Source organism: Marinobacter nanhaiticus D15-8W (genome assembly GCF_036511935.1).
GTDB lineage: Bacteria > Pseudomonadota > Gammaproteobacteria > Pseudomonadales > Oleiphilaceae > Marinobacter_A > Marinobacter_A nanhaiticus.
Window position 1 is genome coordinate 1,821,008 of the sequence record NZ_AP028878.1, and the last position, 18,426, is coordinate 1,839,433.

The 18,426-nt window shown below is 59.0% G+C and carries 15 protein-coding genes; 7 read left to right on the forward strand and 8 right to left on the reverse strand.

What is annotated here, in order from left to right; translation table 11 throughout:
• Positions 1 to 76 precede the first annotated feature (76 nt).
• Positions 77 to 316 (reverse strand): hypothetical protein, encoded by a 240-nt coding sequence (locus tag RE428_RS08205; RefSeq protein WP_227500221.1) that lies wholly within the window; start codon positions 314 to 316, stop codon positions 77 to 79.
• Positions 317 to 670: 354 nt separating this feature from the next.
• Here RE428_RS08205 and parC point away from each other — a divergent pair, with 354 nt between their 5' ends.
• On the forward strand, positions 671 to 2,971 hold the full coding sequence (gene parC / locus RE428_RS08210; RefSeq protein ID WP_004581513.1) for a DNA topoisomerase IV subunit A: 2,301 nt from the start codon (positions 671 to 673) through the stop codon (positions 2,969 to 2,971).
• A complete protein-coding gene (gene serB / locus RE428_RS08215; protein ID WP_004581514.1) occupies positions 2,964 to 4,190 on the forward strand; it encodes a phosphoserine phosphatase SerB in 1,227 nt (408 codons plus the stop codon). The genes parC and serB overlap by 8 nt, the downstream gene beginning before the upstream one ends.
• A gap of 216 nt (positions 4,191 to 4,406) precedes the next feature.
• Here the strand turns inward: serB and RE428_RS08220 are convergent, their stop codons facing one another.
• From RE428_RS08220 to epmB, 3 genes are all read right to left on the reverse strand, one after another.
• Positions 4,407 to 6,494, reverse strand: a complete 2,088-nt coding sequence (locus tag RE428_RS08220) for an EAL domain-containing response regulator (protein ID WP_004581515.1) — start codon at positions 6,492 to 6,494, stop codon at positions 4,407 to 4,409.
• A 319-nt stretch (positions 6,495 to 6,813) separates the two neighbouring features.
• On the reverse strand, positions 6,814 to 8,607 hold the full coding sequence (locus RE428_RS08225; protein WP_004581516.1) for a hypothetical protein: 1,794 nt from the start codon (positions 8,605 to 8,607) through the stop codon (positions 6,814 to 6,816).
• A gap of 270 nt (positions 8,608 to 8,877) precedes the next feature.
• Positions 8,878 to 9,960 (reverse strand): EF-P beta-lysylation protein EpmB, encoded by a 1,083-nt coding sequence (gene epmB, locus RE428_RS08230; RefSeq protein ID WP_040882581.1) that lies wholly within the window; start codon positions 9,958 to 9,960, stop codon positions 8,878 to 8,880.
• A gap of 63 nt (positions 9,961 to 10,023) precedes the next feature.
• Here epmB and efp point away from each other — a divergent pair, with 63 nt between their 5' ends.
• Together efp and epmA are read left to right on the forward strand one after the other, a co-directional pair.
• Positions 10,024 to 10,599, forward strand: coding sequence for an elongation factor P (efp, locus tag RE428_RS08235; protein WP_004581518.1), 576 nt, complete (start codon positions 10,024 to 10,026; stop codon positions 10,597 to 10,599).
• Between the two features lie 49 nt (positions 10,600 to 10,648).
• Positions 10,649 to 11,629, forward strand: coding sequence for an EF-P lysine aminoacylase EpmA (gene epmA / locus RE428_RS08240; protein WP_004581519.1), 981 nt, complete (start codon positions 10,649 to 10,651; stop codon positions 11,627 to 11,629).
• Between the two features lie 43 nt (positions 11,630 to 11,672).
• Here the strand turns inward: epmA and asd are convergent, their stop codons facing one another.
• Complete coding sequence (gene asd, locus RE428_RS08245; RefSeq protein ID WP_004581520.1) at positions 11,673 to 12,530, reverse strand: archaetidylserine decarboxylase; 858 nt, start codon at positions 12,528 to 12,530, stop codon at positions 11,673 to 11,675.
• Positions 12,531 to 12,535: 5 nt separating this feature from the next.
• A complete protein-coding gene (locus tag RE428_RS08250; protein ID WP_004581521.1) occupies positions 12,536 to 13,366 on the reverse strand; it encodes a rhodanese-like domain-containing protein in 831 nt (276 codons plus the stop codon).
• A gap of 306 nt (positions 13,367 to 13,672) precedes the next feature.
• On the opposite strand from RE428_RS08250, the gene motA reads away from it, so the two are divergent.
• Together motA and motB are read left to right on the forward strand one after the other, a co-directional pair.
• Complete coding sequence (gene motA / locus RE428_RS08255; protein ID WP_004581522.1) at positions 13,673 to 14,524, forward strand: flagellar motor stator protein MotA; 852 nt, start codon at positions 13,673 to 13,675, stop codon at positions 14,522 to 14,524.
• A 74-nt stretch (positions 14,525 to 14,598) separates the two neighbouring features.
• Positions 14,599 to 15,558 carry a flagellar motor protein MotB gene (gene motB, locus RE428_RS08260; protein ID WP_004581523.1) on the forward strand — a complete coding sequence of 320 codons (960 nt, stop codon included), beginning with the start codon at positions 14,599 to 14,601 and terminating at the stop codon, positions 15,556 to 15,558.
• A gap of 12 nt (positions 15,559 to 15,570) precedes the next feature.
• Here the strand turns inward: motB and rsgA are convergent, their stop codons facing one another.
• Entirely contained in the window at positions 15,571 to 16,620 is a 1,050-nt protein-coding gene (gene rsgA, locus RE428_RS08265) for a small ribosomal subunit biogenesis GTPase RsgA (RefSeq protein ID WP_004581524.1), read from the reverse strand.
• A gap of 113 nt (positions 16,621 to 16,733) precedes the next feature.
• Here rsgA and orn point away from each other — a divergent pair, with 113 nt between their 5' ends.
• On the forward strand, positions 16,734 to 17,282 hold the full coding sequence (gene orn, locus RE428_RS08270; protein ID WP_004581525.1) for an oligoribonuclease: 549 nt from the start codon (positions 16,734 to 16,736) through the stop codon (positions 17,280 to 17,282).
• Between the two features lie 30 nt (positions 17,283 to 17,312).
• On the opposite strand, the gene queG is transcribed toward orn, so the two are convergent.
• Positions 17,313 to 18,386 carry a tRNA epoxyqueuosine(34) reductase QueG gene (queG, locus tag RE428_RS08275; RefSeq protein WP_004581526.1) on the reverse strand — a complete coding sequence of 358 codons (1,074 nt, stop codon included), beginning with the start codon at positions 18,384 to 18,386 and terminating at the stop codon, positions 17,313 to 17,315.
• Between the last annotated feature and the right edge of the window lie 40 nt (positions 18,387 to 18,426).

Genomic DNA, 18,426 nt, shown 5'->3' on the forward strand with positions numbered 1-18,426 from the left:
GACAATGCATGTAAATCGATTATTTTTTGTCAACAGTTGTAAATCTAGTCGTAGGCTCGAGGTATGGAAAGTCAGGCTATTGTTGTTGGGCTCGCTGGCAATGGCACAGGCGGTATTGGCGGAACATCTGACCTGTAAATACGACCACCCAAATAAGAAGACCAGCGTAGAGATAGGGGTCGGCCAGGTGGAGGCTGCCGCTGATCGCGAACTCCACGAGAAGCATGAGAGCCAGCGCAAGTCCTGCGTTGATGCAGGCCGTAAGGACGGCGCGGCCGCAGGCTTTCAAGGTCAGTTTCAGCGAATGTGTCTGCATACGAATGACGATAACCCTTCTCTGTAGACGACGCGTCCGCTGCGCCTGTTGCGATTGGGCCGGATTCCTCCGGGCGCCAGTCTGCAGGTGTAGGCAATTGAGAACTGTGTCTCAACCACAAAACGGAGAATAAAGAGCACCTCCCGGAGCCTCCATTCGTGGATTCCGCTATTCCATCGATAGGTTTTTGTACAATCCCCGCCCGTTGAAGGCGAAGAGTTGGTGTGTTTGGCCCTGCCTTTCTATAATGGCCGCTTGCTGTCGGGAGCCCTCGGACACGTATCCGAGGATTCCCCTATACGGATTGTCGAGGTGTCGCGATCCGACCGAAAATTTCCAGGAAAAGGGGCCGATATGGCTGAATTTCAGACGACCGACGAAGGTTTTGAGCGCGTCTCGCTACGGGACTATACGGAGAAGGCGTACCTCGATTACTCCATGTACGTCATCCTGGACCGCGCGCTCCCCCACGTGGGCGACGGTCTGAAGCCGGTACAGCGCCGCATTGTCTATGCGATGTCGGAGCTGGGGCTCAAGGCGACCGCCAAGTACAAGAAATCGGCAAGAACCGTCGGTGACGTGCTGGGTAAGTTCCATCCCCATGGCGACAGCGCCTGTTACGAAGCCATGGTGCTCATGGCGCAGCCTTTTTCCTACCGCTATCCGTTGATCGACGGACAGGGCAACTGGGGGTCCCCGGACGATCCCAAGTCCTTTGCCGCCATGCGTTATACCGAATCGCGCCTTGCCCCTTTTTCGGAAGTCCTGCTAAGTGAGCTGGGGCAGGGTACGGTCGACTGGGTGCCCAACTTTGACGGCACCATGGACGAACCCGCTTCGCTGCCGGCGCGACTGCCACATGTGCTGCTTAACGGTACCACGGGCATCGCAGTGGGGATGGCCACCGATATTCCGCCTCACAATGTACGCGAGGTGACGGCGGCGTGTATCCGGTTGCTGGATGCCCCAGAAACCACCACTGGCGAATTGCTCGAACACATCAAAGGCCCGGATTTCCCGACCCGGGCGGAAATTATCACGCCGCGCAAGGATCTGCGGCAGATGTACGAAACCGGCCGCGGTTCCTTGCGCATGCGCGCCAAGTGGATACGCGAGAACGGCGAGGTCGTCGTTACCGAGTTGCCTCACCAGGTTTCCGGTGCGCGGGTGCTGGAGCAGATCGCCCAGCAGATGCAGACCAAGAAGCTGCCGATGGTTGCGGATCTGCGTGACGAGTCCGATCACGAGAACCCGACCCGCCTGGTGATCGTGGCCCGGTCAAACCGGGTGGATCTCGATGGGTTGATGACGCACCTGTTTGCCAGCACCGACCTGGAGAAGACCTACCGCGTCAACCTCAATATGATCGGCATCGACGGCCGGCCCCAGGTCAAGGACCTGCGCACGCTGCTGACCGAGTGGCTGACCTACCGCACCACGACCGTCCGCCGACGACTGCAGTTCCGCCTCGACAAGGTCCTGGCACGTCTGCACATCCTCGAAGGCCTACTGGTGGCCTACCTCAATATCGACGAGGTTATCGAGATTATTCGCTACGAGGACAAGCCCAAAGACGAGCTCATGCGCCGTTTCGGGTTAAGCCCGGAGCAGGCGGAAGCCATCCTCGAGTTGAAGTTGCGCCACTTGGCCAAGCTGGAGGAAATGAAGATCAAGGGTGAGCAGGACGAGCTGTCCCAGGAGCGGGACCACCTGCAGTCGATACTCGGTTCCGAGTCCAAACTGCGTGACCTGATCAAGTCCGAACTCCAGACAGACGCCGAGACTTACGGTGATGAACGCCGCTCGCCTATTGTCGAACGCGAGGAGGCTCGGGCCTTCAGTGAAGTGGATCTGGTTTCGAACGATCCGGTCACGGTCGTACTCTCGGAAAAAGCCTGGGTCCGCGCGGCCAAGGGCCATGATATCGATCCCGAAGGGCTCAGCTACAAGGCGGGTGACCGCTTCGCCCTCGCTGCGAAAGGGCGCAACAACCAGCAGGCCATCTTCCTCGATTCCACCGGTCGGGCTTATTCGTTAATGGCCCACAGTCTGCCCTCCGCCAGGGGGCAGGGCGAGCCGTTGACCGGTCGTATTAATCCACCGCCGGGCGCGACCTTTGCCGGCGTGATGATGGGGGATCCCCGTCATCGGGTGCTGCTGGTCACGGACGGTGGTTATGGCTTCGTATCCAATCTGGACAACCTGATCAGCAAGAACCGCAACGGCAAGGCTGTGGTTTCCGTGCCTAAAGGGGCCCGGGTCATGGCGCCGATCATGGTGCCGGAAGGAGATGATCTCCACCTGGGCGCGATCACGAATGAAGGGCGTATGTTGGTCTTTCCGTTGTCGGAGTTGCCTGAACTGGCCAAAGGTAAGGGGAACAAGATTATTTCCATTCCCTCGGCAAGGGTCCAGACCCGGGAAGAATTCGTCGTTGCCGTATGTGTGTTCCGTCCAGCGGATCAGCTCGTGGTCCAGGCCGGTAAGCGCAAGATGACGCTGCAGTTTAGCGACCTGGAGCATTACATCGGCGAACGCGGTCGCCGTGGGCACAAGCTGCCGCGAGGTTTGCAGCGGGTGGACGCGCTTGAAGTGGTGTCGGCATCGACGGCGGCCGATGCGCCGGAAGCAGAAGGAACAGTCGACAGTGAGTGAGCTGGTTCTGATCAACGTCTCCGGCCGTGACAAGCCGGGGCTGACGTCCGAAATCACCGGGATCATGGCGCGATACGACGTGCGTATCCTCGATATTGGTCAGGCGGTTATCCATGATCACCTGACCTGGGGCATCCTGGCGGAGATCCCGGACGAGGCCAATGCGCCGCCGGTCATCCGGGACCTGTTATTCCGGTTGCACTCACTGGACTTGCAAGTGCGGTTTGCGCCGATCACCGAAGCGGAATATCAGCAGTGGGCGGAGGGCCGTAATCGCGCCTGCTACATCGTCACGCTGCTGTCCCGGGACATCAAGGCTCAGCAGATTGCCAAGGTTTCCGAGATAACCGCCCAGCACGGCCTGAACATCGACAACATCACCCGCCTCTCTGCGCGGCCGTCACTGAACCCGGCGGATAACCGCATCGCCTGTGTCGAATTCTCGGTACGCGGTACCCCGGCCGACCTGGATACCTTGCGTACAGATTTCCTGCGCATTGCCGGCGAGATGAACGTGGATATCGCCTTCCAGGAGGACACCATCTTCCGCCGTAGTCGTCGGCTGGTGGTGTTCGATATGGACTCCACCTTAATAGAGGCCGAAGTGATCGACGAGCTGGCCCGGGAGGCCGGTATTGGCGACCAGGTAGCCGAGATTACGGAGCGGGCGATGCAGGGCGAGCTCGATTTCAGCGAGAGCTTTACCGAGCGTCTGGCCCTGCTGAAGGGGCTGGACGAGAGCGTGCTGCAGACGATCGCGGCCCGCCTGACGCTCACCGAGGGCGCCGAGCACCTGATACGTAGTCTCAAGGCACTGGGTTACCGCACGGCGATCCTGTCGGGTGGCTTCACCTATTTCGCACGCCATCTGCAGGAGCGGCTGGGCATCGACTATATCTACGCCAACGAGCTGGAAATCAAGGACGGCAAGGTTACGGGTCAGGTATCGGGCCGTATCGTTGACGGTCAGCGTAAGGCGGAACTACTGGCGGAAATTGCCGAGCGGGAAGGTGTATCCCGAGAGCAGGTGATCGCCGTCGGTGACGGAGCCAACGATCTGCCGATGCTGAGCCAGGCTGGGCTTGGGGTTGCTTTTCGCGCCAAGCCTCTGGTTAAGGAATCAGCGCGGCATTCGATTTCTACCCTGGGGTTGGATGCGATCCTTTACCTGATTGGCTTCCGCGAGAGCGATACGGGGCAGTTTTTCAAGGCAGAATAGATCGCGGGTTGTTAATGTGAGTCGGGTTAGCAAAGCGTAACCCGACATTGAACTCTAGACATACCCGTAAATGACGGGTTGGAGGAAAGGTTTGTCGGGTTACGCTCAGCTAACCCGACCTGCTTGGTTGGCCGGAAGTTGACCCCGAATCGCATCTAATGCCGGCTCTATCTCCGGCCTGGCTCCGATTCTTACGCCCACCCAACGCCAATCAACCTACTGGTCCCCGAAGTCGTAATCCATCTCCGGAACCGGCGCCTGCAGGTAGTAGCCCTGGATGTAGTTCACGCCGGCCTGCCACAGGGTCGCCAGGACAGAGGCGTTCTCCACCAGCGGGATAATGGTCAGCTTGCCGTTGTTTTGCAGAGCGGACACCATCTCCTTCACTTCTTCCTTCACATCTTCGTTCTTCTGGATTTCCTCGGTGAAGGAGCCGTCGATCTTCACATAGTCCACGTCCACGTGCTTGAGCGTGTTGAACGGGTTCAATGCGCAGCCGAACTGGCTGATGGACAGCTTGCAGTGCAGTTCCCTTAGCGACTTGGCGAATTCGCGGGCCTGCTTCATGTAGTTGTTGGCATCGCCTTCGCGGATCTGGAAGATCAGCGAGTCGCCGGGCAGGCGCGCCGCCTTGAGGGCCACGCTGAGCCAAGCCGTGAAGGTCTTGTCCTGGATGGTTTCGCCGGTCACGTTGAGGAACAGGCGGGTGTCGTGCCCTTTCGAACGATGGCTGGCCAGGTGCTTGATGGTTTGCAGGATCACCCAGCGGTCTATCTTGCTGGCCATATCGGATGGTCCGGCCGGCGGCAGGAAGTCATAGGGCGAGACCTCCTGGTTGTCCTTGTCCAGCATGCGGACAAAGGCCTCGTAGTGCTCCTCGCCTTCGCCACGCAGGTTGATAATCGGCTGGAACAGCAAGCGGAATCGATCCTCATCGAGCGCCTTCTGAATGGCTTCTACTGAATTTGAGTCATCCAGGGATTCGTACTTGGCCGGGTTGTAGACCAGTACACCATTGCCGTTTTCGTGCCCCTCGAGCTTGCGTACTTCCGAGGATGCCGTATGCGCACGACCCAAGAGATCGGGTGCCTTGGGCGCATTTTCGGTGATCGCTGCAATGCCGATTGAAACCGTCAATTGCACCGTCTTGCCGGAAATTTCGAACAGGTGATCTTCGATCGTCTTACGAATCGATTCGCAAATCTCCGCCATTCGGGTTTCCTGGCAGGGCAGGGCAAGTATGCAGAAGGCGTCGTCGCTCAGGCGAGCCAGGGTCATCTCGTCCTCGACCTGTTCGCGCAGGATGTTCGCCACATCACCAAGCATCAGGTCGGCGCCGGCGATGCCGAGTTGGCCGCGAACCTGGGTAAAGTTATCGAGCGCAATATAGGCAATGCCTCCGGTCTGCTTGGTCTCGCCTGCACGCACGACGGCTTTGCCCAGCTCGTCCATCAGGTACTGGCGATTGAAGAGGCCGGTGAGCAGATCCTGGGTGCTGATCTGTTTCAGTTTTTCTTCCAGCTCGGCGTTGTCCTGCTCCGGCTGGACCACGATCTGGGTACAGGGCTCGCCGTCGTAGGTGGCGGCGGACACCTTGATGACGATATTCAGCTCTGTGCCGTCGCTGCGCTTGGCAACGCAATTGAGGGCCATGCCGTCTTCCTTGTGCTCAGCAAAGGCCTTCATGAACTCTTTGTAGTCGTCGTGGCTTTCTGGCGCGAGGGTGTCCAGGATGGGGATGCAGATCATCTCGTCGAGATCATCGTAGCCGAAGAAGTCCATGTAGGACTGGTTGGCATAGATGTGCATACCATCATTGATGTAGGCGATGGCGTCCTTGGAGCTTTCGAGCAGCAGTTGGCAACGCTGTTCGGACTCGCGCAGGTGCGATTCCAGCACCCGGCGCTGGTGACGTGCGGCGAGGCTGTCCAGCTCGCGCTTGACGGTGAGCATGATCAGGTCGTTATAGTCGCCCGGCACGGCCGCCTGGGCGCCGGCCTTCATGATCTGGACGCTACGTTCACGGCTGAATTCGGTCGTCAGCAGAAGGAACGGAATATCCTTGTCGAGCCGTTTGATCAGTGCCAGCGCGGCATCGGGCGAAACTTCCTGGTCGGGCAGGTCCCGGGCCAGCATGAGGTCCCAGTTGCTGGTCCTCAGCGCTTCTTCGAGGTCTTCTTCGGAAGTGACCCGGTGGGCCCGGGTTGCCCGTCCGGAATTTCTCAACAGACTGACCAGTACTTCGGCATCGTTCTGGGAAGGATCGAGGATCAGCAGATGAACCGTCGTATTCTTCTTCTGCATTCGTAAACCATCTCGCACAGCCCGGCATTCCGTTGGTCCGTAACGGAAGGGGTAAATTGAATTCGGGTATCCAAGGAGCCTCTGATTAGCGCTTGAATCCCTCTGTAAGCCAGAGCAGGCCCAGGCGCTAACCAGAGGCCCCTAAGTCGGATTATGCCTTAATCCTGAAGGCGTTAACGCGACTTGGTCAGGAATTTTTGAGGCCGTTGGTTGATTCTAGGCACGGCAGGACGCCGGCTCAACCAGAAAATTGCCTGAATTACCCGCTAGGTAGCTCTTATGCTGCCGGTTAACAATCAAAATGCAGCACGTTGAAAGCTTACAGGGATGGCCAGAGAGAGTCGAATTCGTCTTCGCTAGTTTTGTCTGGGCTGGAGGGTTGGCTCGTGGAATCGGTCGAGCGGCTTTGCAGGCGCAACTCGAACTGGCTAATGCTCCCAGTGGCCGATATGCGCTTGGAGAGCTGGCCGTTGTCCTCCCGCTCGCCCTGGCGCAGGACGATCCGGCTACCCTGCTGGAAGGGCAGGCGTGGGGTGATGAGCGTCGCGGGCTGACCAATGACAGAGACTTCCGGTAGCAATAGGCCGCGGAGGTATTCGCTGCTGTTGCCGACTTTCTGGATCAGGCGCACGCCACAGGGAGAGGCACTGGGCGCCAGCAGTTCGATACCAATCTGCGTGCCCTGATTACGCAGCTGGCGAATCCAGCGCACGACCGCAACACTCCAGGGATGGGCGTTATGCTCACGAACGGCGAGGACCTCACCGGCTTGCAGGGACGGTGGGATTTCCCCCTCCCAGCTCACGCAGTAGCCACCGGGACTGGTGTTGACCAGTGGGGTGCGGTAAGTCTTGGGTCGGTTGCCAGGGGCTTCATCCGTCTCAACGGAGCCGCCGGCACCACGGAAGGTGATGGGCGTGTCGGCCGAGGACGAAAAATCGTTCGACGGCCCCGCATCATGGGCATCGGCCCAGGCGTCGTTGCGTCTGCGTGCCTGCTTGAGGAAGAAGTTGTCGTCTTCCCGGGAAGGGACGTCGCCACTGGCAATGAATTGCTTGAAAGTCTTTTCACCGGCGATGAAGTAATGCGCCGCGGTTAGACCTACACAGACCTGAAGACTGCCCTGGGTGTTCACACGCTTGAAGTTGCGCTTGGTGAGATTGCCCAGCGCCTGACTCAGGTGCATGAGCAGGTTGTCCGATATATTGGCGGGCAGGCTCAGTTCGGGTTCCGGTTCATGCTTGGCGGAGCGCCGGCTGAGATGTTCGCTGATGGCGCTGGAGAGTTTGAGCGTGTCGAAGCCGAGACAGTCGCGGGTGAGCTGGTCCGGCTGGATCAGGCTCTTATATATTGGCGCTCCATCCTGTTCCATGTTGATGAGGAACAAGGCGCTTTCCAGCTGTTCCATGCTGCAATTTACATGGCTGGTCCAGACCTCGAACAGCTCATAGGCCTGTACCAGCTCATTCTGTCGGAGCTGGTTGGGTCTCGCGCAGCCAAGCAGCAGCAGACGCTTGTAGGTATCGGCGATGCTGCTCGCCTTGCGATGCATGAGCGTATCATCTTCCACGGTCCCGTCCTGCAGCTTGTTGCGCAGCGCAAAGCGGAAGACGCGATGGCACTCCAGCCAGCTCCGCGCCGGGCTCGGACAATAGAGCTGATGGGCCCGCAGAATGGTATGGCCCAGATCGGTGATGATCCGGTGGCAGGCTGTCGTGATAGCCTTGCGGTACTTGTCCAGGGGGCCCGCATCCAGCAGTTCTATCAGTGTCGTCTTGTAACCGTTGGCCAGGTGCAGCTGTAAGGCTTGGGACAGGTTAGCGATCTTCCGCTGCTTTTCCGGCAGGGCGATGGACAGTCCCAGATAGTGGCGGGATAGCTCCCTGCACACGAAGTTGATGCGCGGGCGGATCAGTTCCAGTAGTTGCAGGCGCTGCTGGGGCGCGATGATCAACTGGTTGAGCTCAATAACCGCATGATAGAGCTGGCGTGACGTCTCGCCGAGATTGGCCACTGGAAGGGCGCTCACCCATCGGCCGAAGGACTTGGGCGTCGCATCGCAGAAGGAGAGGTTGGCAATCTTTTGCTCGGGTAATGTCAGATCGGGTTTCAACGTCACACCTTGCGCGTAGCCTGCCTGGACCGTTATTGCATCTTGGCCAGTCCCTGTGCCTGCTCCTTTTGCCAGCCAGGCCGCGAACGATAGGCTGACCGGAAAAGGGCGACAATACATATTTTTATAAGGATGTTTCGGACTTTAAAGTAGCGGAGGCCTTTCAGAAAGTCAGAACGCGCCAAGTTGACATTGTTTGACAAAAAAGCTTTCGAGAGGGCGGTCCCTCTCCATTTGAGTGGCCGTTGTGTCGTCTTTGTTGGCCTGTTTTTAATCCTGAATAGTCAGGGGGGTCTTGCTGGATTCGCCGGGAATTTCGCGCACCAGGCGTGGAACGAGAAACCCGGGTAGCATGGCGAGAAGTCCTCGCATCAACGCTCGCGCCTGTTCGTCCGATACGTCGAAATGCGCGGCGCCTTGCACCGGATCGAAGGCATGCAGGTAGTACGGCAGGATACCGGCATCGAACAATGACTCGCTGAGTTCCCGCAGTGTATCCACCGAATCGTTGACACCCTTGAGGATCACGCTCTGGTTGAGCAGGGTTACACCGGCGTCTCGCAGTCGCGCCATGGCGCGGTGCACGGCGTCGTCGATCTCCCGCGGGTGGTTGATATGCACCACCATCACCTTTTGCAGGCGATTATTGCCGAACCACTTGATAAAGGCATCGTCGATGCGCTGGGGAATGACCACCGGCAGGCGGGTGTGAATCCTCAGGCGTTTCAGGTGTGGAATGGCCGCCAGATCTTCTGCCCAGGCGGCCAGGAGGCGGTCGTTAACCGCCAGCGGATCACCACCACTGAAGATGACTTCGTTGATCTCCGGACTATCGCGCAGGGTTTCCAGTGCGGCAGCGCGGGCATCGGGAGACTGCCGATGATCTGCGTAGGGGAAGTGGCGCCGGAAACAGTAACGGCAGTTGATCGCGCAGGTGCCGGTTACCATGAGCAGGGCGCGGCTATGGTATTTGCGGATCAAGCCCTGCTGCGGTGTGTGGTCGGCCTCTTTCAAGGGGTCGTCGACAAAGCCTGGTCTTTCAAGGGTTTCTGCGCCCAGGGGTAGTACCTGGCGCAGTAAGGGGTCATCCGGGTCGCCATACGTTATGCGGGCCAGGTAGGGATAGGGAACCCGAACGCTGAAAAGCGTGGCGCCGGCCCGTGCACCGGGCAGGAGGTCAGGGGGCAGGCCCAGTTCGGACAGCAGGGCTTCCGGGCGGTTGATGGCCCGGGCCAGTTCCTGTTGCCACGTCAGGGGCGACGCCGGTCCACGACCGTCTTCCATCGACCGGATTTCCCGAGATTGGGCTTCTAACGACTGGGCTTCTAACGACGTGGCGGTTCGCTGTATCATGAGCGCCTTTGGATTTCCAACTGCACCATTGTTTTCAACTGCACTAATTCAGGTGAGATTTTCATGGCTTCGTATTCTACCAACGAATTCCGCGGCGGTCTTAAGGTTTTGCTGGACGGCGACCCTTGTATCATCCTCGAGAACGAGTTCGTCAAGCCCGGTAAGGGCCAGGCGTTCAACCGGGTCAAGCTGCGCAACCTGATGAGCAACCGGGTTTGGGAGCGGACTTTCAAGTCTGGCGAAAGCCTTGAAGCAGCGGACGTGGTCGACCAGGAAATGGAATACCTGTATACCGACGGCGAATTCTGGCATTTCATGGCGACCGACGGTTCCTTTGAACAGCACCCCGCTGACGAGAAGGCCGTGGGCGATGCGCTCAAGTGGCTCAAGGAGCAGGACGTCTACACGGTCACCCTATACAACGGGACACCGTTGTCTGTCTCTCCGCCCAACTTCGTGGAACTTGAGGTGGTGGACACCGATCCGGGCATGAAAGGCGATACTGCGCAGGGTGGCTCCAAGCCGGCAACCCTGTCCACCGGCGCAGTTGTCAACGTGCCCCTGTTCATCACGATCGGCGAAGTCCTGAAAGTCGATACCCGCTCCGGCGAATACGTCAGCCGCGTGAAGAGCAGCTGATTCGGAGTCGTTAGGGCTGCTCCAGAGTAGTCTCAGGGGGATACTCTCCATGACGCAGGAACCGGGCTGGCGGCCGACCGCCGCTTTGGCCGCCCAACGGGAGCGGGCAGCGCTGCTCGCCTATCTGCGTCAGTTCTTCGAAGCCCGTGACGTGCTGGAAGTCGAGACTCCGCTCCTGGCACGGCGCGGTGTTTCAGATCTGCATCTCGATTGTGTCCCCGCGGAGCTCGCTGCGGTATCTGGCTACGCCGGTGGCAGGGTTTATCTGCAAACCTCTCCGGAATACCACATGAAGCGCCTGCTGGCAGCTGGCAGTGGGGCTATTTATCAGGTTTTTCGCGCTTTCCGGGACGGCGAAAGGGGACGGCGTCACAATCCGGAGTTTTCCCTGCTGGAGTGGTACCGGCCAGGCTTTGACGACCAGGCATTGATGGACGAAGTCAGCGACCTGGTTTGCGGTTGGTTGAGGATCCCTGCGCCAGAGCGGATGACCTATCGGCAGGCCTTCCTGCAACACGCGGGATTGGACCCGTTCTCTATTTCTCTCGAAGCGCTCCGGCGACAGGTGGGCGAACAGGCCGGCGATCCGGCCTTTGCCGGAAAGCTCGACCGCGATGGCTGCCTCGATTTCATCCTGACCCATACCATCGAGCCGGCCTTTGAAAGCCGGCCTGCGGTGTTCATTCATGACTATCCCGCCAGCCAGGCCGCCCTGGCGCGTACCCGCGAGGCCGCGGGCCACCCGGTGGCTCACCGGTTTGAGCTCTACCTCTACGGCGTGGAGTTATGCAATGGCTACTGGGAATTGACGGATGCTGAGGAGCAACGGCGGCGCTTCGAGCAGGACAATGCGCTGCGTCGACTGCATGGAAAGCCTGAAATGCCTGCCGATGAGCGGTTGCTGGAGGCGCTCGCCTCCGGTATGCCTGACTGTGCTGGCGTTGCACTGGGGCTGGACCGTTTGCTGATGTGCAGGCTTGGCACGCGAGATATCCAGGATGTGATTGCTTTCCCGATCGAGCGCGCCTGAGCCCGGACCTTGGCTCAGGCGCCCTTCTTTTAGCTGGGCTCTCTCAGCCCCTGGCTCGGGTGCCGATAGGTCGTCCAAGGCGCAGGACGGTTTCCGCGCTCAGCTCTTTGGACCAATCCATCCGGCCTTTGGGGAACAGCAGGATGACAGTGGACCCTAATCGAAAGCGGCCCATCTCCTCGCCTTTATCGAAACTAATGGGCGCGTCCTGGCTGTAGTCGACGGTTGCGATATCGCGGCCGGGCGCGACCACGCCTGCCCAGGTGGTCTCGACGCTGCCAACGATCATGGCGCCAACCAGGATCATGCACATCGGTCCCCATTCGGTGTCGAAGTTGACCACGACCCGTTCATTACGGGCGAACAGGCGGGGCACATTGGCTGCCGTTACCGGATTCACCGAAAACAGTCGCCCCGGCACGTAAGTCATGTCCTTGAGCGTGCCGGCCAATGGCATGTGGATACGGTGGTAGTCCTTGGGGGCCAGATAGATTGTGCAGAACTCCCCGTCCACATAGGGCTTGGCCTTTTGTTCGTCACCACCCACCAATTCGAGCAGGCTGTAATCCTGTCCTTTGGCCTGAAAGATACGGCCTTCGTCGATCTGTCCCAATTGACTGATCGCGCCGTCTACCGGGCTGGTGACATGGTTCGGGTCGTCATCTATGGGACGCATGCCGGGCTTCAGTGGGCGAGTGAAGAAGTCGTTGAACGTGGCGTAAGCTGCAGGATCGGTATCGACAGCCTCACTCATGTCCACGCCATAGCGCTTGATGAACCAGTGGGCAACACGGTTTTTCAACTGCGGGTGCCGGTCATCGTCGGCCAGACGGCCCAGCCACTGCGACAGCCCTTGTTGCGGCAGCAGATATTGGCTCATCACGAAAAGCTTGTCTCGCATCAATCTCAAATCTCCACGGGTGTGTCGGGGTGGTTGCCCCACTCAGCCCAGGACCCGGCATAGGCGCGCACGCGCGGATAGCCGAGAGCCTTGGCGACCAGGTAGGTCAGGCCGGACCGGTGGTGGGTCTGGCAATGGGTGATGATGGTTTTCGACGGCGTGAGGCCGTATTGCTCCAATAGCGCCCGAAGCTCTGATTCGGGGCGCAACCGCAGTTCGCGTGCAGGATCCATGACCTGCGTCCACTCCACGTTGCGTGCGCCGGGGATATGACCCGCCTTGGCTGCGGCGATCCGTTTGCCGAAATATTCGCCGGGAGAGCGGGCGTCCCAAATGACCTGGTCCGTAGAGCCTAGGCCTGCCATGACCTCTTCCAGCGTCGCCGTCGGTTCCGGTTGGAACTCAATGGGGTAGCGGGTCGGTTCGGGATCCGGTACTTCGGTGGTCAGCGGGCGTTCCTCTGCCTGCCAGGCCAGCCAGCCACCATTCAGGTAGCTATAGTGGGTGTGGCCGATGCAGTCGAGTAACCAGATGAAACGTCCGGCCCAGCCGCCGCCCTCGTCGTCATAGACCACCACGTGCGTATCCGGCGTCAGACCGATACGGCTGGTGAGCTCCTGTAGCGCTTCGACTGTAGGCAATTTGCCTGGCGCTGGCGGGTAACCCAGTAGCGTCTCATGGGGGTGCACGTATACGGCACCCGGCAAGTGTCCGCCGGCGTAGCGTTCCGGATGACAGAGATCGATAAGCAGCAGTCCCGATTCTTCTGCCGTTGACTCAGGCGTCAGTAACGGTTCGAGGGTTTCCGGCTCGATAACGAGTGGCAGCTCGATCATGGTATATCTCGCGAGATGGCGGTCACTTTCCAAGGCGGCATCTTATCAGATTGCAGCGGTTGGCTGGGCGTATATGTACTGAGTCACATTCAAATGGATTTAGGGAACTTATCCAATTTTTCGCGATCAGCGGAGGCTCTTGCTATGATTCTGACAAATCAGGAAAAAGGCGGTTGCATCTCAACCTTTGCCCGTTACTCATAGAAACAAGATTCCCACAATAGTGCATTGGCGGCGCATCCGGGTATTCCGGTCTAATGCCTCAAGCAGTGGTATGCAGTTATTTAGGGGGCGTTCCAAACCGATATGGCGTTAATACTCGGTTCGATTATTGTTATTGCCTGTGTGCTGGGCGGATATGTGCTGTCCAAAGGTCAACTGATGGCCTTGTGGCAACCGTTGGAGCTACTGATCATTTTCGGCGCCGCCACGGGTGCCTTCATTATCTCCAACCCGATGCACACCATCAAAGAGACCATCGGTGGCGTGCTTCGGCTGTTGACAGGATCTCCCTTCAATAAAGCCTTCTATATGGATTTGCTGAGCCTCCTCTACGATGTCTTCGACAAGTCCCGGAAGCAGGGCGTCATGGCGATCGAGGAGGATATCGATAATCCCAAGGAGAGCCAGATCTTCACCCGCTATCCGGCCATCATGAAGTCCGACAAGCTGATGTCGTTCGTGACGGATTACATGCGCATCATCAGCACCGGCAATATGGCACCCCATGAGCTGGAAGGTCTGATGGATATGGAACTGGAGAACCGGCAGCACGAACTTCTGGAGCCTTCCCACGCGGTGGCGAAGGTGGCTGACGCATTGCCGGGCCTGGGTATTGTTGCAGCCGTTCTGGGTATCGTTATCACCATGGGGCTGCTGGGCGGCCCGCCCGAAATGATTGGTATCAAGGTCGCCGCCGCGCTGGTGGGTACTTTCCTCGGTATCTGGGCCGGCTATGGTTTTGTCGGGCCTACTTCGACCGCCATGGAGCACCAGGCCCAGTATGAGTTGCGGGCTTACGAATGTGTCAAAGCGGCCATATTGGCTACGGTGTCTGGACAGGCTCCGCAAATGGCTATCGAGTTCGGCCGCAAGGCCCTGCCATCGGACAAGCGTCCTGGATTCCAGGAACTCAACGATCACGTTCGCTCCAAGTAATCTTTTCAACGAGTCAGCGCAAGCGGCCATCACGAGCGGTCCTCGATAAGTACCGCTTCGTATTGAGGTAAGTCGTGGAAGAGCAACCGATCATCGTCAAGCGCGTCAAGAAGGTTTCCGGGGGACACCACGGTGGCGCCTGGAAAGTTGCGTTTGCCGATTTCGCGACGGCCATGATGGCGTTCTTTATGGTGCTCTGGCTGACGACGACTGCCTCGGATGAAGAGAAGCAGGCTATTGAAGGCTATTTCAAGGACCCGGTGGGTTACATGGAGGCTGCCAGTCGCAATCCCATTGATCTGGGGGGCAGCGCGTCGGTTGTCGATGCCTCAAGCGCCGACATCGCGGATACCGAAATCCGTCTCGAGGACCAGAAAATAGAGGAGCTGTCGGAAACCCTCGAACAGCGCCAGATGGAAGAGCTGTTCCAGGACCTGAAGGAGCAGATCGAACAAAGCGAGACTTTGCAGGAATTCAAGGACCAGTTGCTGATCGACATCACCGATGAAGGGCTGCGGATCCAGATTGTCGACCGTTCCCAGCGGCCCATGTTCGATAGCGGTAGTGCTCGCCTGAAATATTATTCCCAGGACATCCTGTTCGAGCTGGCCAAGCCGCTCAGCGCCGTTACCAATAAACTCAGTATTACCGGGCACACCGATGCCACGCCTTTCGTCGGCCGCCCCGGCTACACCAACTGGGAGCTATCGGCGGATCGGGCCAATACGGCCCGCCGGGCGCTGGTGGCTGGCGGTGTAAGGGGCGAGCAGATCGGTCGGGTGGTTGGCCTGAGCGATTCGGTCCTGTTTGATAAGGATGCTCCAACAGCCCCTGTCAACCGTCGTATTGCCATTATCGTATTGAACAAGAAGGCGGTGGAAGATATTCAGTCTGATTCCGGCGCCGATGCACAGCCCGTCATTGACCTGACCCAGCCAACCGAGGCCGAGTCCGGCGAGGCGCTCAAGCAGCTGGAATCCGGCGAATGGTTCAACCCGCCGCCGGAGCCCGATCCGGGCGAGGTGAACTGGTAGGGGCTTAGGTCGCTACCGAGCGGGATTCTGCCAGTCCGACGCCTCGATCTCCGCATAGATTCGGCGGAAGCTTTGCATGCGCGCCGGGCTGATCTCACTTTTCTCCTCGGCTTCCCGCAGTGCGCAGCCGGGCTCAGCCTGGTGCCGGCAGTTGCGGAAGCGGCAGTGGCCGATCAGCGGCCGTATCTCGCGGAAGCCATACTCCAGGTGCTCGATATCCATATGCCAGAGTCCGAATTCCCGGATACCCGGTGAGTCGATCAGGTCGCCGCCGAGACCGAGATGAAACAGCCGCGCCGTGGTCGTGGTGTGGATGCCCTTGCCCGTACTCTGCGACACCTCGCCCACCTTGATGCTGCTGTCCTGCAGCAGCCGGCTGATGATCGACGACTTACCGACCCCGGATTGGCCGACGAAGACGCTGGTGCGATTTTTGAGCAGGGATTCTATAGTGTGGTCGTCTTCCGGCGCAGTATGCATCGAGGTCTGTTCTACCGTGTAGTCCAGCGCTTCGTAGCGTTGCAGTAGCGCCTCGAGCTGGGCACGGTTGTGGTCGCCGATCAAGTCGGTTTTGTTGAGCAGCAGCAGTGGCGTAATGTTGCAATTCTCGGCAGCCACCAGGTAGCGATCGATCAGGTTGTCGTGGGGCTCTGGCTCCGGGGCGATGACCAGGATGATCCTGTCGATGTTGGCGGCGACGGGTTTCAGCTGGCCGAATTTGTCGGGACGCTGTAGCAGGTTATCCCTCTCCTGAACGGCTACGATAACACCCAGATCCTCCGCGCCCGGGCGCCAGACGACCCGGTCTCCGGTCACCAACGAGCCCAGATTGGCTCGTACATGGCAGCGGATGATTTCCCCTCGGTGATCGCCCTCCAGCGCTTCGACATCGATTTGCTTGCCAAAGTGGGCGATGACCAGGCCCGATTGCTCGTCACCGAGCTCTCCAGCCTGGAGCTGCCGGTTGATGTCCCGTTCCCGGCGTGACGCCCGGGCCGTGCGCTCATCCTGGATTTTTTCGATGCGCCATTTCTGCTGCCTGTTCAGCCGACGTTTTGCCATAAGGTTTCGTCTTTGATTCCTCGGGATTTCTGCCTGTTCGTGCAAGTGTGCCATCATACCACCACTCATGGCGGCTTCCTTTTCCGCGAAATGGTTTTTCAGGAGACTCACGCATGGCTTCTACCGACCGTCTGGTCTGGATCGATCTGGAGATGACCGGGCTCGACCCGGACAAGGAACGTATTATCGAGATCGCCACTATCGTCACCGATTCGGAGCTCAACACCATTGCTGAAGGTCCGGTGTTGGCGATCCACCAGCCGGACAGTCTGCTGGATGCCATGGATGAATGGTGTACGCGGACGCACGGCGAGAGTGGCCTGACTCAGCGGGTCAAGGAAAGCTCCTTTAGCGAGGCTGATGCAGAGCGCCAGACCATCGAATTCCTTGAGCAACACCTGGAGAGTGGCCAGTCCCCGTTATGCGGTAACAGCATTGGTCAGGACCGCCGCTTCCTCGTGCGTTACATGCCGGCCCTGGAGGCTTTCTTCCACTACCGCAATCTCGATGTCAGTACGGTGAAGGAACTTGCACGACGCTGGCGACCCGATGTCTTGAAAGGCGTCGAAAAGAAGGGCTCGCACCTGGCACTGGATGACATCCGCGACTCGATCGACGAGCTGCGGCACTATCGGGAGCATTTCTTCAGGCTGGAAGACTGATCAGCGGGAGTCGTTGGCGTAACGGGCGCTTTAATTCGTGATACCATGCCGCCGTAGGGCCCATTGCACATGCTCGCGGACCAGTTCCGATGGATGGTCCGCCCGCTTCTTTAGAGCCTCGATTACGGGAATAGTCGATGGCGCATTGCCGAGCCCCACTGCCAGGTTCCTGAGCCAGCCTTCATAGCCTGTACGCCGGATCGCCGAGCCCTCGGTGCGTTTCAGGAACTCTGCCTCGGTCCACAGGAAAAGTTCTGCCAGTTCGCTGTTGTCGAGGTTGTGGCGGGCCTGGAAGTCATCCTTGTCGGTCGGTCTGCTGAACTTGTTCCAGGGGCAAACCAGTTGGCAGTCGTCACAACCAAACACCCGGTTTCCCATCTTGCTGCGCAGTTCTTCCGGAATCGACCCTTTCAGTTCGATTGTCAGGTAACTGATGCAGCGCCTCGCGTCCAGGCGATGGGGGCCGTCGAACGCATCGGTCGGGCACACGTCGAGGCAGGCGGAGCAACTGCCACAGTGCTCTGTCTCAAAAGGTTCACTGACCGGTAAGGGCGCACTGGTAAAAATCTCGCCCAGGAAGAAGAACGAGCCGGCCTTTGGGTGGATCAGCATGGTGTTCTTGCCGAACCAGCCCAGGCCTGCTCGCTGGGCCAGTGCTCGCTCCAACACCGGCGCGCTGTCGACGAAGGCGCGGTGATTGTGGCCTTCCAGCGCATCGTCGATGCGCTTCGCAAGCTGGGCCAGGCGTTTGCGCACCAGCTTGTGATAGTCGCGTCCCAGGGTGTAGCGGGAGATGTAGGCCTTTTCCGGATCATTGAGTGTCCGGGCCGGGCTGTCGGGGGAGGGCATGTAGTCCATCCGTACGGAGATGACCCGGCGGGTACCGGGAAGGAGTTCGTCAGGCCGGTAGCGTTTGCTGCCGTGATCGGCCATATAGTTCATCTCGCCATTCATCCCGGAGTCCAGCCATTCCTGTAGCCGCGCGCCATGGCGGCCGGTTTCCGCCTCGGTAATACCGGTAGCCTGGAAACCGAGTTCTTCAGCCCAAACAGGAATTTGCCGCGCTAATTTGTCCAGGTTGGCGCCTAGCGAGTCAGTTAACATTGATTAAGTTATGACCTTTTCGATCGTTTTGCTATGCTTA

Bases quoted from the DNA above. Each gene is read 5' to 3' on its own strand.
- RE428_RS08205 (WP_227500221.1), bottom strand. From the start codon at position 316: ATGCAGACACATTCGCTGAAACTGACCTTGAAAGCCTGCGGCCGCGCC.
- parC (WP_004581513.1), top strand. From the start codon at position 671: ATGGCTGAATTTCAGACGACCGACGAAGGTTTTGAGCGCGTCTCGCTA.
- RE428_RS08220 (WP_004581515.1), bottom strand. From the start codon at position 6,494: ATGCAGAAGAAGAATACGACGGTTCATCTGCTGATCCTCGATCCTTCC.
- epmB (WP_040882581.1), bottom strand. From the start codon at position 9,960: ATGATACAGCGAACCGCCACGTCGTTAGAAGCCCAGTCGTTAGAAGCC.
- efp (WP_004581518.1), top strand. From the start codon at position 10,024: ATGGCTTCGTATTCTACCAACGAATTCCGCGGCGGTCTTAAGGTTTTG.
- epmA (WP_004581519.1), top strand. From the start codon at position 10,649: ATGACGCAGGAACCGGGCTGGCGGCCGACCGCCGCTTTGGCCGCCCAA.
- asd (WP_004581520.1), bottom strand. From the start codon at position 12,530: ATGCGAGACAAGCTTTTCGTGATGAGCCAATATCTGCTGCCGCAACAA.
- RE428_RS08250 (WP_004581521.1), bottom strand. From the start codon at position 13,366: ATGATCGAGCTGCCACTCGTTATCGAGCCGGAAACCCTCGAACCGTTA.
- motA (WP_004581522.1), top strand. From the start codon at position 13,673: ATGGCGTTAATACTCGGTTCGATTATTGTTATTGCCTGTGTGCTGGGC.
- rsgA (WP_004581524.1), bottom strand. From the start codon at position 16,620: ATGGCAAAACGTCGGCTGAACAGGCAGCAGAAATGGCGCATCGAAAAA.
- orn (WP_004581525.1), top strand. From the start codon at position 16,734: ATGGCTTCTACCGACCGTCTGGTCTGGATCGATCTGGAGATGACCGGG.
- queG (WP_004581526.1), bottom strand. From the start codon at position 18,386: ATGTTAACTGACTCGCTAGGCGCCAACCTGGACAAATTAGCGCGGCAA.